Here is a 12506-nt window from a genome sequence, read left to right on the forward strand (position 1 = left end):
GATGCCGTCTGAATTGCAAAAAAAATTGGATTATGTAAATGCTTATCGGGAAAATCGTCTCATAGCTGCACAAGATGTTTTAGAAAATCCGTCACTTTTTGGTGAATTGGTTTCAATTTGTTTTACGCCATCAGACAAAGACAATCATAAAGCCTGCTGGATTTTAGAATTTGTTTCTTACGAAGAATTACTTTGGCTTCAGCCGCATCTCGATTTTTTCTGTTCCAATTTGAAAGTTTTAAAAGATGAAAGTTCGCTTCGCCCAATTGCAAAAGTGGTACAGCTTCTTATAAAATCACATTACAAGAAAAACGAAAACTGCATTAAACTTTCTGAAGAAAATCTTCAAGACTGCATCGAAGCAAGTTTTGACTGGCTTATAAGTGATGTTAAAGTCGCAACAAAAGCCTATTCCATTAGAACTTTATACATTCTAGGAAATTATTACGATTGGATTCATCCTGAATTAAAAGTGATTATTGACAAAGATTTCGGAGATCATTCCGCCGCTTATAAAGCCGTCGCAAAAGAAGTTCTAAAAAAAATAAAATAATTGAGTCGCCACGAATTACACAAATTTCCACAAATTTTTATTTAACTCATTTTCTAAAATAATTCGTGAAAATTCGTGTAATTCGTGGCAACTTAAAAAAATCATTTTTAATCCTTTTAATCTGTGGCAAAAAACTAAATTTTGGCTAAAAAAAGATTAAAAGGTATCTTTGCAAAAACACAACACAAAATGAATTATTTTTCTTCTGATTTTAAATTAGGAATATTAGGCGGCGGACAATTGGGTAAAATGCTTTTGTCTGACACCAGAAAATTTGACATACAAACTTATGTTTTAGATCCGAGTGACGAAGCGCCGAGCAAAATTGCCTGCAATAAATTCTTTCAAGGCGATTTAATGGATTATGAAACGGTTTACAACTTCGGAAAACAAGTCGATGTTTTGACTTTTGAAATCGAATTGGTAAATCTTGAAGCTTTAACGCAATTGGAAAACGAAGGTGTAAAAGTATATCCGTCTCCAAAAACTTTAAAAGGAATTCAGAATAAAGGAACTCAAAAAGATTTTTATACCGAAAGTAATATCCCAACGGCATCCTATTTACGTTTTGATAGTCCCGCGCATTTGCAAAAATCAGTTGGAAACAATGAAATCACAATTCCGTTTGTCTGGAAATGCACTGAATTCGGTTACGACGGAAACGGCGTAAAAGTAATTCGCCAAATTTCTGATATGGATGATTTACCAGATGTAGAATGTATTGCAGAAACGATGGTTCCGTTCAAAAATGAATTGGCGGTAATTGTGGTAAGAAATCCATCAGGAGAAATTAAGACGTATCCAGTTGTAGAAATGGAATTCCACCCAGAAGCAAATCAGGTTGAATACGTAATCTGCCCTGCAAGAATCGACGAAAAAGTAGCCGAAAAAGCCCGAGCAATTGCCTTGAATGTTTCTGAAAAATTCAATCACGTTGGACTTTTGGCTGTTGAAATGTTCCAAACCAACGAAGATGAAATTTTAGTGAATGAAGTTGCTCCGCGTCCGCACAATTCTGGACATTACTCAATTGAGGCAAGTTACACTTCACAATTCGAAAATCATTTACGTGCTATTTTAGATCTCCCTTTAGGAAACACAGACAGTAAAGTGGCCGGGATAATGGTAAATTTAGTAGGTGCCGAAGGATTTTCTGGAGATGTAGTTTATGAAAATATCGAAACTATTTTAGGATGGAACGGCGTTACTCCTCATATTTACGGTAAAAAACAAACGCGTCCTTTCAGAAAAATGGGCCACGTAACTATAGTGAATGAAAATGTGGTTGAAGCAAGACGAATTGCAGAAGATGTTAAGAATACTATTAGAGTAATTTCTCAATAGTTTTCAGTCGCAACTTGAAACCTGAAACCTGAAACAAAACAAAATAAACAAAAAAAGTAAAATGAGCAAAGTAGCCATTATAATGGGAAGCATCTCAGACATGCCAGTTATGCAGGATGCCATCGACATATTAAAACAATTTAATGTAGAAGTTGAAGTAGATATCGTTTCGGCACACAGAACGCCGGAGAAATTATTCGATTTCAGTAAAAATGCACATAACCGCGGTATTTCGGTAATTATTGCCGGAGCAGGCGGCGCGGCACATTTACCTGGAATGGTGGCTTCGATGTCGCCGCTTCCTGTAATTGGAGTTCCTGTAAAATCTAGTAATTCTATTGATGGGTGGGATTCTGTTCTATCTATTCTGCAAATGCCAGGCGGCGTTCCAGTTGCAACTGTTGCTTTGAACGGAGCAAAAAATGCCGGAATTTTAGCAGCACAAATCATCGGAAGCCATGATAAAAAAGTTTTAGATACTATTATTTCTTATAAAGAAGAATTGAAAGCTGCGGTTAATAAGGCTGCAGAAGGATTAAAAAAATAAATTATTCCGCAGAGATACACAAAGAAAACACAGAGATTCGCTAAGCTTTTTTAGATTATTATTGAAGAAAAACTTTGTGAATCTCTGTGATTTTTTGGCGATTCTTGGTGAAACTAGATTTAAGATAAATTAAAATCATCAAATTAAAAAAAGGCTTTACATTATGCGAAGCCTTTTTTTAATTAATATTTTATCTTTTTGAAATTACGCTACATCTTCCACTTCTTCCAAAACAGATTCAAATTCAGATTCTTGTATATCATCTTTATTGATCCAGTTTTCTGATGTAACTAAATTGTAATTTATATTATCTTCAGTTGTCAATTCCCAAATAATACTTTCTGCTTCAGGAAATGGAATGTTTTGAGAAATTTGATTTTCGAATAACCTCTTAATAAGATTTCTATCCGACAAACCGTTATTCAATAATTTCAATACATTTTCGGCTGTTAACTTTTGCACTTCGCGCTCAGTTGGTGTCATTGAAAAATGAACAATAGAGGCTTTTGCATTCGGAAATTTTCCGTTGTACGCTTTAAAAAGCAATTGATTGACATGAAACAAAGTCCCTTGCATGTGTATTTCTGGATATTCTTCACAAACTTTATCAATCAACATATTATTGGAGATCTGCTCAATCTGTCCTTCACTTAATTGATCACCTAATTTATATTCTAAAACAATCTGCGCAGCTTCATTTGGCTCATAATCAGAAATTGCCATTTCTAATAATTCCGGCAGACTCGATTTATCTGCTGTCGCTCCATCAGGATAATTGAATTTTTCTAATAAGGCAATCAAATCTTCATCAGACCAATATCCTTCTACTTCATTTACCGTATCTATATTATTTATTACAACTTGATAATTCATCCTATTTATTTTTATAATTATGACTGGCATTTTATATGCAAATCCTATTTTGTCAATTTACGCTTTTAAAACCGTCCGCAGGAATAAATAACATATCTATAACACAATTTAAGAGGATTTTATGCCGAGAATCAATTTTATATAGATGAATAGATTTTTATAAATTGCTATCTTTGAAATTCAAAATTTCGACTTCAATTAATAAAAAAATTTATATCATAATGAGTATTTTACTTTCAAAATTTATAACTAAACATAACACCGCACCTTTTTCTCAAATTAAAATCGAAGACTACGTTCCAGCTTTTCAAGAAGGAATTGCTTTGGCTAAAGCCGAAATTGATGCAATCGTAAATAATCCCGACGCGCCGACTTTTGAAAACACAATTGTCGCGATGGATTTTTCTGGTGATATTTTAGATCGTCTTTCGAGTATTTTCTTCAATTTGAATTCGGCTGAAACGAATGACGAAATGCAGAAAATTGCACAGGAAGTTTCACCTCTGCTTTCAGAATTCGGAAATGACATTCGCCTAAATGCCGATTTATTTGCGAGAGTAAAAGCAGTTTACGATCAAAAAGAAAATTTGAACCTCAACCCAGAGCAAACAACTTTATTAGACAAAAAATATAAAAATTTTTCTAGAAACGGAGCCAATTTACCTGAAGACAAAAAAAATCAATTAAGAGAAATTGACAAAGAATTATCGAAACTGAGTTTACAGTTTGGCGAAAATGTTTTAGCAGAAACCAATAATTTCGAATTGCATTTAACAGATGAAAAAGATTTATCTGGTTTGCCGGAAGGAACAATCGAAGCCGCTAGGTTATTAGCCAAAAATCAAGAAAAAGAAGGCTGGATTTTTACTTTAGATCATCCGAGTTATGTTCCGTTTTTGACTTATGCCGATAATCGCGAATTACGTAAAAAAATGGCAATTGCATTTGGTGCAAAAGCGTTTCAGAATAATGAATTTGACAATCAGGAAAATGTTCTAAAAATTGCAAAATTACGTTTTGAAAGAGCTAATTTATTAGGATACAAAACACACGCACATTTCGTTCTGGAAGAAAGAATGGCCGAAAGTCCAGAGAAAGTTTTCTCTTTCTTAAATGATTTATTGGCAAAAGCAAAACCTGCAGCTCAAAAAGAATTCGCTGAATTGGCCGCTTTCGCGAAAGAATTAGACGGGATTGAACAATTAGAAAAATGGGACGGTGCTTATTATTCTGAAAAATTAAAGCAACAGCTTTTTAATTTAGATGATGAAAAACTAAAACCCTATTTTCAGTTAGAAAAAGTTTTAGAAGGTGCTTTTACAGTTGCCCAAAAACTATACGGATTAACATTTACCGAAGTTTTTGACATCGATAAATACCACGAAGAAGTAACAACTTATGAAGTAAGAGATGCTGAAAACAATTTAGTTTCTATTTTCTACGCTGATTTCTTCCCAAGAAAAGGAAAAAGAAACGGTGCTTGGATGACTTCATTCAAATCACAATATATAAAAGACGGCGTAAACGAGCGACCACATATTTCGAACGTTTGCAACTTTACAAAACCAACAGAAACAAAACCTTCATTATTGACTTTTAATGAAGTAACAACATTATTCCATGAATTTGGACACGGTTTGCACGGAATGTTAGCCAACACCACTTATCCAAGTTTATCAGGAACTTCTGTTTATTGGGATTTTGTGGAATTACCAAGTCAGATTATGGAAAACTGGTGTTACGAACCAGAAGCTTTAGCTTTGTTTGCGAACCATTATGAAACCGGAGAAATTATTCCGATTGAATACGTTCAGAAAATTAAAGAAAGTGCGAGTTTCCAGGAAGGATTGGCAACGATGCGTCAGTTGAGTTTTGGGTTATTAGATATGGCCTGGCACGGACAAGATCCAACTGGTATTACAGATTTAAAAGCTTTCGAAACAGAACAATTTGCCGAAACGCAATTGTACCCTGAAGTAAAGGAAAATGCGATGAGTACCGCTTTTTCGCATATTTTCCAAGGCGGCTATTCTTCCGGATATTACAGCTACAAATGGGCAGAAGTTCTGGATGCCGATGCTTTTGAATACTTTCAGGAGAAAGGGATTTTCAATCAAGAAGTAGCGAAAAAATTCAAAGACAATGTACTTTCAAAAGGAGGAACAGAACATCCGATGACTTTATACAAACGTTTTAGAGGTCAGGAACCAAAACCGGAAGCTTTATTGAAGAGAGCGGGTCTTTTGTAGACTTCTTAGAATATTAGCCAAAACCGAAGCATTTCTGCTTCGGTTTTTTTATTTGATTTTGTCTGACAATAAAATTAGTTACCTTCGCATTTTAAATCTTAATCTTACAAAAAATAAATTGAAAAAATATTTTAAAATCTTCCTTTATCTTGCAATTCTAGGAATAGTTGCAATTGTTTCTGTAAACTATTATGTAAAATCTTCCACGAAAAAGAACATTTATTATTCGCTTAAAAGATTCCCTAAAAATGATGTCGGAATTATTTTTGGTGCGGGAATTAATGGTGATCAACCAAGTAAATATTTAAAAGACCGTCTGGATGCCGGGATTTTATTATGGAAAGCAAAACGTATTAATAAAATTTTACTTTCTGGAGATAATGGCCGTGAAGAATATGATGAATTGACCGTTATGAAAAACTACTGTTTTAATCACGGAGTTGATACCACAAAAATATTTATAGACTATGCCGGTTTTGATACTTACTCTACAATGTATCGCGCCAAACATATTTTTAAGATTAAAAAAGCAACTTTAATCTCGCAGGAATATCATTTGAACAGAGCGATTTACATTGGCAACAAACTTGGAATTAAATCTGTGGGATATTCAGCGAATAAAGGAGAATATCTTGGCTACAAATATGTTTGCTTTAGAGAATACGGTTCTGTTTTTAAATCTTTTTTTGATGTTTTGAGAAATAGACAGCCTCGTTTTTTAGGCAGAGAAATTAATATTAATGGAGAATCAAATTATTCCAAGGAAGACAAACGATAAAAAAAACCTGCAAGAACATCTTGCAGGTTTTTTTATAAAATATTTAGTTTATAATTTAAAGATAAAAAATCTTAATTCTTGATTTTTTACTCTTTATTCTATGTTCTATGTTCTTTCTACTCCTTCTCTAAAACTCTTTTGGCTAATTTTCCAACAGTCAATCCCTGAACTACAATTGAAAACAACACCACAATATAGGTTACTTCAAGTAAAAGGTTTTTGTATTCTCCCTCAGGCATAGAAAGCACCAGTGCAATAGAAACTCCTCCACGAATTCCTCCCCAAACCAAAACCATCAAAGAACCTTTATTGTAGGCAGATTTGATTCCGAAAAATTTAAAAATATCGAAAAATTTCCAAGGCAGAACTATTGATGTTAATCTCGAAAAAAGCACTATAAAGATAGCTACCAACCCTGTCAGCAATTGTTTATTTAAATCTGGCAGTAATAATAATTCAAAGCCAATAAACAAGAATAAAATAGCATTTAGAATCTCATCTATAAGTTCCCAGAATTTCCCTAAATAATCTTGAGTGACTTCGCTCATCGCTACTTTTTTACCATAATTACCTATAATCAATCCGGCAACAACCATTGCCAGCGGACTCGAAACGTGTAAACTTTGTGCAATCAAAAATCCTCCCATAACAATCGAAAGCGTTATCAAAACAGAAACTTTATAATCATCGATTTTCTTCATGACTTTTGATGCTGTAAATCCGAGAACGGCTCCTAATAAAAGTCCGCCGATTCCCTCTTTTGCAAATAACCAGGCGATAGATCCAAAACTCATATCAAATGCTGGGTCAGTTGCCATTTTTAAAACTACGGCAAACATTACTACTGCTACTCCATCATTAAACAAGGATTCTCCAACGATTTTAGTTTCTATTCTTTTAGGAACTTTAGCTTCTTTTAAAACTCCCAAAACCACAATTGGATCAGTAGGAGAAATTAAGGTTCCGAAAACCAAACAAAATATATAAGGGATTTTTATTCCGAGAAGCGGTGCTATGTAAAAAAGCAGCATAGAAATAATTAAAGCCGACAATACAACACTTATTGTAGAATAAATTATAATAGGAACTTTTTGTTCTTTAAGATCTGACATGTTTACGTGAAGCGCGCCGGCAAACAAAAGAAAGTTCAACATTGCTCCCATTAAAATTTCGTTGAAATCGAATTCTTTGATTAAATCAAAAAAATGTTTGGTAGTTGCAGGAAAATAAGAATCTCCTAAAAGACGAATTCCAACTGAAACCAACATGGCGATAATCATGATTCCGATCGTTCCCGGAAGTTTTAAAAATCTTAAATTTAAATAGGCGAAGAAAGATGCCAGTACGATAAGTACTGAAAAGGTGTAGTATAATTCCATAAATGTGATTTTTACAAAAATAGCCGCATCATTATTTAATCGAAACTTTCAAGATCTGAATTAACATAACTTTATAATTACAAAATTAAGTTTCACTTATTTTTGAAAGTTTAAAAACTTTTAATTATATTTGTTTCATGGAATTCAAAGAAGCAAAAAATAAGTTCGTACAAACCTGGGGAGCATTAGGTTCTCAATGGGGGATTAATAAAACGATGGCACAAATCCACGCTTTGTTAATGGTCTCGAACGATGCTGTTTCTATGGAAGATATTATGGAAGAATTACAGATCTCACGCGGAAACGCCAGCATGAACCTAAGAGCTTTAATGGATTGGGGAATTGTTTATAAAGAATACAAAGCGGGAGAAAGAAGAGAATTTTTTACTGCCGAAAAAGATTTAGACGAATTAGCCGTAAAAATTTCAAGAGAACGAAGCAAAAGAGAAATTAAACCTGCACTTAAAATCTTAAAAGAAGTTTCGACTATCGAAGCAAAAGATTCTGCAGAAGAAAAACACTTTGTTGATCAGACTACCAAATTGTATGATTTCGTTTTAAAAGCAGATAATATGTTAGACAAAATGACCGAATTCAACGAAAACTGGTTAGGGCGTTTGATTATAAAAATCATGAAATAAAAAAATTCAATCCAAACTTTCATTTTTTTCTGAAAGTTTAAAACAATCAATAATTATGAGAACCATGAAAAAAATTAACACATTCGCACTTGCTCTTCCTTTCATAATTTTAGTAAGTGCTATTGTATTTGGAGAAGGAGCTATAATATTAGCTTTATTATCAATAATGGTTACTGGTTTTCTTCAGTTTTCAATAGGAGTAAAAATGCTTGTCGATAATCCAAAAGACAAAAATCTTATTACTTACATAGCTTTTGTTGCACTATTTTTTATCCTTTGGTTTTTTAATGCTTTTATTGGTTATACCGACATAATCACTTACAGTATAATTCCTATTCCTTTTTTACTTGCTATTTACATTTCAGTAATAATCTATAAAAAAATTGACCATATTAACTTTTAAAAGCAGAATGGAAACATCTATGGAAACGATTTTGGATTTCTTCTAGACGAAAAACCAACTTCAGTTTTCTTAGCAAAAGGTTCAAAAATCACAGTAAAGAATGAAAGAAAACTACAATCAAATCCTGTTTTAGAAGAAATGTATTCATCAAATTATTAACCTTAAAACCAAAAATCATGAAAACGCTCGAAAACCAAACCCTACTTTATGACGAAGATTGTCCGCTTTGCAGTTTATACACAACCGGCTTTGTAAAAAGCGGAATGCTTGACGAAAACGGAAGAAAATCATATTGTCAACTTTCTGATGAAGAACAAAGTTTCGTAGACTTAAAACGAGCGCCAAATGAAATTGCGTTGATTAATAATAAAACCAAAACAGTCACTTACGGAGTTGATAGTTTGATAAAAGTGATTGGATTTTCTTTTCCGATAATAGAAAAAATTGCAACGGTAAAACCGATTCATTTTGTTCTAAAAAAAATGTATTCTTTTGTTTCTTATAACCGAAAAGTAATCATTCCGGGAACTGTAAAAGAAGAAAATAAATTAGAATGCACGCCTGATTTTAATTACAAATACAGATTCCTTTTTATTGGATTCGCATTAACTATTACTAGTTTGGTTTTATTTGGATATTCTCATTTGATTCCGATTTTACCAAAATCAAATATTACGAGAGAAATTATTTTGGCTTTTGGACAAATTGTTTTTCAAAGTCTGCTTCTTTTAAAATTCGATAGAAAAACCATAATCAATTATGCTGGGAATCTGATGACTGTTTCTTTAATGGGATCTTTGATTTTAGTTCCGATTTTGATTCTGAATCAGTTTATCAATCTTCCGGAAATGTTGGTTTTAGGTTGGTTTGGAATTACGGTTTTCATTATGTGTGCAGAACATTTTAGAAGGGTAAAAGTTTTAAAACTTCCCTTTTATTTATCTTACACCTGGATTTTATATCGAATTCTTGCTTTGCTTTTTATTTTAAATTAATTTCTACAGAAACCTAACAGGTTTTAAAAACCTGTTAGGTTTAACCCGAAAAACTATCAAAATGAGTAAACTTATCATCGCCGCCGGAACTGGATTTTTAGGACAAGTTTTAGTCAATCATTTCAAAAATAAATTTGAAGAAATTGTAATTCTGACCAGAGGAAAATCTCAGATTACTAACGGAATTAAATACGTAAACTGGAATGCCAAAACTTTTTCTGGCTGGGAAAAGGAATTGGAGAACGCAGCGGTTTTAATAAATCTTGCAGGAAAATCTGTTGATTGTCGTTATACTATAGAAAATAAAAAAGAGATTTTACTTTCTCGAATTGAAAGCACAAAGATTTTAAATAAAGCTGTTTTAAATTGCCAGAATCCGCCGAAACATTGGCTGAATTCATCAACCTCAACTATTTATCGTTTTTCATTAGACAAACAAATGGATGAAGTTGACGGCGAAATTGGAAATGATTTTTCTATAAATGTGGCGCTTTCTTGGGAAAAAGCTTTCTTTAAAACCGAAACTCCAAAAACCGTAAAAACGGCTTTGCGAACTTCAATTGTTTTAGGGAAAGAGGGCGGTGCTTTTATTCCGTTAAAGACTTTGGCAAAAATTGGTTTTGGAGGAAAACAAGGACGCGGCAATCAATTTATAAGCTGGATTCATGAAGAAGATTTTGCGAATGCTGTTGATTTTATTCTTCAGAAAAAAATTGACGGAATTATCAATATCGTTTCTCCAAAGCCAATCAGAAATACTGATTTTATGCAGAAACTGAGAAAAGCAGTTGGTTTTCCTTTCGGAATTCCGATGAGTAATTTTTTTCTTGAAATTGGATCTTTTCTTATTAGAACAGAAACTGAATTGGTTTTGAAAAGTAGAAATGTGATTCCGAAACGACTTTTGGAAAATGGGTTTCAGTTTAAGTTTGGAGATATTGATGAGGCTTTTGAAAATTTAATTTAAGCACTATTTGTCATAAAACAAAATTAATCAATATGATAACTATAAACTTAATTACCAAAATAAACGCATCCAAACAAATCGTTTTTGATGCATCAAGAAATATCGATATTCATCAACAATCTGCTAGTCCTACAAACGAAAAAGCAATTGCTGGCGTGACATCTGGTTTGATAAATTTAAACGAAACGGTAACTTGGCGAGGCAAACATTTCGGTTTTTATCTCACGCATAAAAGCAGAATTACTGCAATGAATTTTTATGATTATTTTGTGGATGAAATGGAGCAAGGCAAATTCAAATCGTTCAAACATGAACATTTTTTTGAAGAAGAAAATGGAATTACGATCATGAAAGATAAATTGCAATATGAAACTCCGTTTTGTTTTTTCGGGAAATTATTTGATGTTTTATTTTTGAAAAAGCACTTAATAAATTTTCTCTTAGAAAGAAATAAAGTTCTGAAACAGGTTTCTGAAAAACAGAATTGAAAATAAAAAAAGGGTCTTGCTAAGCAAAAAACTAAAATAGATTAGTTGGACTTGAAATAATCGAAGAGTTATTTTTCACACAGATTTAGCAGATTTTTGAAGCTAGTGACTTGCCTCCAGCTTTAGCTGGAGGAGAAATAAGGTTGAATACTTTTGGCTTTAGCCAAACTTTATCATTTGGCTAAAGCCAGACTGGAGACACTTTTTACCTCCAGCTAAAGCTGGAGGCAATTCAAAAAGGATAAATGGAAATTTATTTTTAAATCAATTCATTTCAAACATAGCCCGAGGTTTCAACGTGGGAAACGTTAAATGAAAATACTAATTTTGAAAATGAATTTTCTTGTTTTACGGTTTGCGTGAGGGATAGAAGCGGATAGCCCACAGCCTGACGAAGGAAGTGCGAGGACTTGGAGCGGATAGCCCGACCCAGAGGGGCACGCCCAAATTATTTACGAAATTTTTATTCGTCTTTTTATAAAAAGGCAATCATTAACCACCAAAAAATCGGTACGCTTTCGACCCAAAAAGAAGTGTAATATTTGGAGCGATTTGTATTGGCGAACAGAATAAACAACATTAAAGTGACAACCATAATGAGGTTGATAATAAGATCGTGAAGTGTAAAAGTCAAAACTCCTAAAACCCAAAACGGAACTAAAAGCGAAAATCCTAAAATCTTTGTTCGTTTTACGCCTATTGTCTGCGGAACGGTTTGCAAATGCGGATCGTCGTTGGCTAAATCTAAAATTTCAAAAACTAAAATCAGCACAAAAACTAATACAAAACGCTGAATGCATTTTATAAAAAAGTTGGCTGTAAACGGAACTTCTGCATTTATGTAGGGTAAAACTAAAGTAGCTCCTACCCAGCAAAGTGAAACAATATAAATTTTTACACCTGCCCAGTTTCGTGCATTTTTTTTGTTGGGAAAAAATGGCAGAGTGTAAAGTGCCGTTATCGCAAAAATTACAACAGAAACGATTTGAGTTATTCGCTTTAGATGGAAAAAATAATAGCCGACTAAAAGCAGCGAAATGAAACTTAAAAGAGCAATAATTTTTAACTGATTTCCGATTGGTTTTTTCTTTACTCGAACTAATGCATCGTATTTTACAAAATTATATCCTACAATTGTTCCAAAAAAAACAAACAAAGCCATTGGCTCATCATATTGAAGATGAAAGAAATAAAACGTAATTCGAACCAATGCATAACACGATAAAGCCACGTGAATACTGCTGTTTAAATAAAAATCGAAAATTTGTTTTAAAAGTTTCATGCCTCAA

13 protein-coding genes are annotated in these 12506 nt (G+C 33.0%); 10 read left to right on the forward strand and 3 right to left on the reverse strand.

Annotated features, from left to right (window positions below; genetic code table 11):
* Position 1: 1 nt before the first annotated feature.
* From QE431_RS19515 to purE, 3 genes are all read left to right on the forward strand, one after another.
* Positions 2-553 carry a hypothetical protein gene (locus QE431_RS19515; protein ID WP_307299548.1) on the forward strand — a complete coding sequence of 184 codons (552 nt, stop codon included), beginning with the start codon at positions 2-4 and terminating at the stop codon, positions 551-553.
* A gap of 189 nt (positions 554-742) precedes the next feature.
* On the forward strand, positions 743-1897 hold the full coding sequence (locus QE431_RS19520) for a 5-(carboxyamino)imidazole ribonucleotide synthase (RefSeq protein ID WP_307299549.1): 1155 nt from the start codon (positions 743-745) through the stop codon (positions 1895-1897).
* 61 nt (positions 1898-1958) lie between these two features.
* Entirely contained in the window at positions 1959-2444 is a 486-nt protein-coding gene (gene purE / locus QE431_RS19525; protein ID WP_073418297.1) for a 5-(carboxyamino)imidazole ribonucleotide mutase, read from the forward strand.
* Positions 2445-2648: 204 nt separating this feature from the next.
* Here the strand turns inward: purE and QE431_RS19530 are convergent, their stop codons facing one another.
* Positions 2649-3317 (reverse strand): hypothetical protein, encoded by a 669-nt coding sequence (locus tag QE431_RS19530; protein ID WP_307299551.1) that lies wholly within the window; start codon positions 3315-3317, stop codon positions 2649-2651.
* Positions 3318-3538: 221 nt separating this feature from the next.
* Here QE431_RS19530 and QE431_RS19535 point away from each other — a divergent pair, with 221 nt between their 5' ends.
* A complete protein-coding gene (locus tag QE431_RS19535; protein ID WP_307299552.1) occupies positions 3539-5566 on the forward strand; it encodes a M3 family metallopeptidase in 2028 nt (675 codons plus the stop codon).
* A gap of 118 nt (positions 5567-5684) precedes the next feature.
* Positions 5685-6344 carry a vancomycin high temperature exclusion protein gene (locus QE431_RS19540; RefSeq protein ID WP_307299553.1) on the forward strand — a complete coding sequence of 220 codons (660 nt, stop codon included), beginning with the start codon at positions 5685-5687 and terminating at the stop codon, positions 6342-6344.
* 116 nt (positions 6345-6460) lie between these two features.
* On the opposite strand, the gene QE431_RS19545 is transcribed toward QE431_RS19540, so the two are convergent.
* The gene (locus tag QE431_RS19545; protein WP_307299554.1) at positions 6461-7723 is read right to left on the reverse strand and encodes a sodium:proton antiporter; all 1263 of its coding nucleotides are present in this window, start codon (positions 7721-7723) and stop codon (positions 6461-6463) included.
* Positions 7724-7860: 137 nt separating this feature from the next.
* Here QE431_RS19545 and QE431_RS19550 point away from each other — a divergent pair, with 137 nt between their 5' ends.
* The 5 genes from QE431_RS19550 (at position 7861) to QE431_RS19570 (ending at position 11217) form a co-directional block, all read left to right on the forward strand.
* On the forward strand, positions 7861-8364 hold the full coding sequence (locus QE431_RS19550; RefSeq protein WP_057114955.1) for a GbsR/MarR family transcriptional regulator: 504 nt from the start codon (positions 7861-7863) through the stop codon (positions 8362-8364).
* Between the two features lie 64 nt (positions 8365-8428).
* Positions 8429-8767 carry a hypothetical protein gene (locus tag QE431_RS19555; protein WP_307299556.1) on the forward strand — a complete coding sequence of 113 codons (339 nt, stop codon included), beginning with the start codon at positions 8429-8431 and terminating at the stop codon, positions 8765-8767.
* 176 nt (positions 8768-8943) lie between these two features.
* Positions 8944-9762, forward strand: coding sequence for a hypothetical protein (locus tag QE431_RS19560; protein WP_307299558.1), 819 nt, complete (start codon positions 8944-8946; stop codon positions 9760-9762).
* Between the two features lie 61 nt (positions 9763-9823).
* Positions 9824-10729 (forward strand): TIGR01777 family oxidoreductase, encoded by a 906-nt coding sequence (locus QE431_RS19565; RefSeq protein ID WP_307299559.1) that lies wholly within the window; start codon positions 9824-9826, stop codon positions 10727-10729.
* A 32-nt stretch (positions 10730-10761) separates the two neighbouring features.
* Positions 10762-11217 (forward strand): SRPBCC family protein, encoded by a 456-nt coding sequence (locus QE431_RS19570; protein ID WP_307299561.1) that lies wholly within the window; start codon positions 10762-10764, stop codon positions 11215-11217.
* Positions 11218-11692: 475 nt separating this feature from the next.
* Here the strand turns inward: QE431_RS19570 and QE431_RS19575 are convergent, their stop codons facing one another.
* A complete protein-coding gene (locus QE431_RS19575) occupies positions 11693-12499 on the reverse strand; it encodes a hypothetical protein (protein ID WP_307299563.1) in 807 nt (268 codons plus the stop codon).
* Positions 12500-12506 lie beyond the last annotated feature (7 nt).

The sequence above is a fragment of the Flavobacterium sp. SORGH_AS_0622 genome, assembly GCF_030818825.1.
Lineage (GTDB): Bacteria > Bacteroidota > Bacteroidia > Flavobacteriales > Flavobacteriaceae > Flavobacterium.

What these genes read in the sequence shown, in the direction of transcription:
- QE431_RS19515 (WP_307299548.1), top strand. Translation starts at nt 2, where the DNA reads ATGCCGTCTGAATTGCAAAAAAAATTGGATTATGTAAATGCTTATCGG.
- QE431_RS19520 (WP_307299549.1), top strand. Translation starts at nt 743, where the DNA reads ATGAATTATTTTTCTTCTGATTTTAAATTAGGAATATTAGGCGGCGGA.
- purE (WP_073418297.1), top strand. Translation starts at nt 1,959, where the DNA reads ATGAGCAAAGTAGCCATTATAATGGGAAGCATCTCAGACATGCCAGTT.
- QE431_RS19530 (WP_307299551.1), bottom strand. Translation starts at nt 3,317, where the DNA reads ATGAATTATCAAGTTGTAATAAATAATATAGATACGGTAAATGAAGTA.
- QE431_RS19535 (WP_307299552.1), top strand. Translation starts at nt 3,539, where the DNA reads ATGAGTATTTTACTTTCAAAATTTATAACTAAACATAACACCGCACCT.
- QE431_RS19545 (WP_307299554.1), bottom strand. Translation starts at nt 7,723, where the DNA reads ATGGAATTATACTACACCTTTTCAGTACTTATCGTACTGGCATCTTTC.
- QE431_RS19550 (WP_057114955.1), top strand. Translation starts at nt 7,861, where the DNA reads ATGGAATTCAAAGAAGCAAAAAATAAGTTCGTACAAACCTGGGGAGCA.
- QE431_RS19555 (WP_307299556.1), top strand. Translation starts at nt 8,429, where the DNA reads ATGAAAAAAATTAACACATTCGCACTTGCTCTTCCTTTCATAATTTTA.
- QE431_RS19560 (WP_307299558.1), top strand. Translation starts at nt 8,944, where the DNA reads ATGAAAACGCTCGAAAACCAAACCCTACTTTATGACGAAGATTGTCCG.
- QE431_RS19565 (WP_307299559.1), top strand. Translation starts at nt 9,824, where the DNA reads ATGAGTAAACTTATCATCGCCGCCGGAACTGGATTTTTAGGACAAGTT.
- QE431_RS19570 (WP_307299561.1), top strand. Translation starts at nt 10,762, where the DNA reads ATGATAACTATAAACTTAATTACCAAAATAAACGCATCCAAACAAATC.
- QE431_RS19575 (WP_307299563.1), bottom strand. Translation starts at nt 12,499, where the DNA reads ATGAAACTTTTAAAACAAATTTTCGATTTTTATTTAAACAGCAGTATT.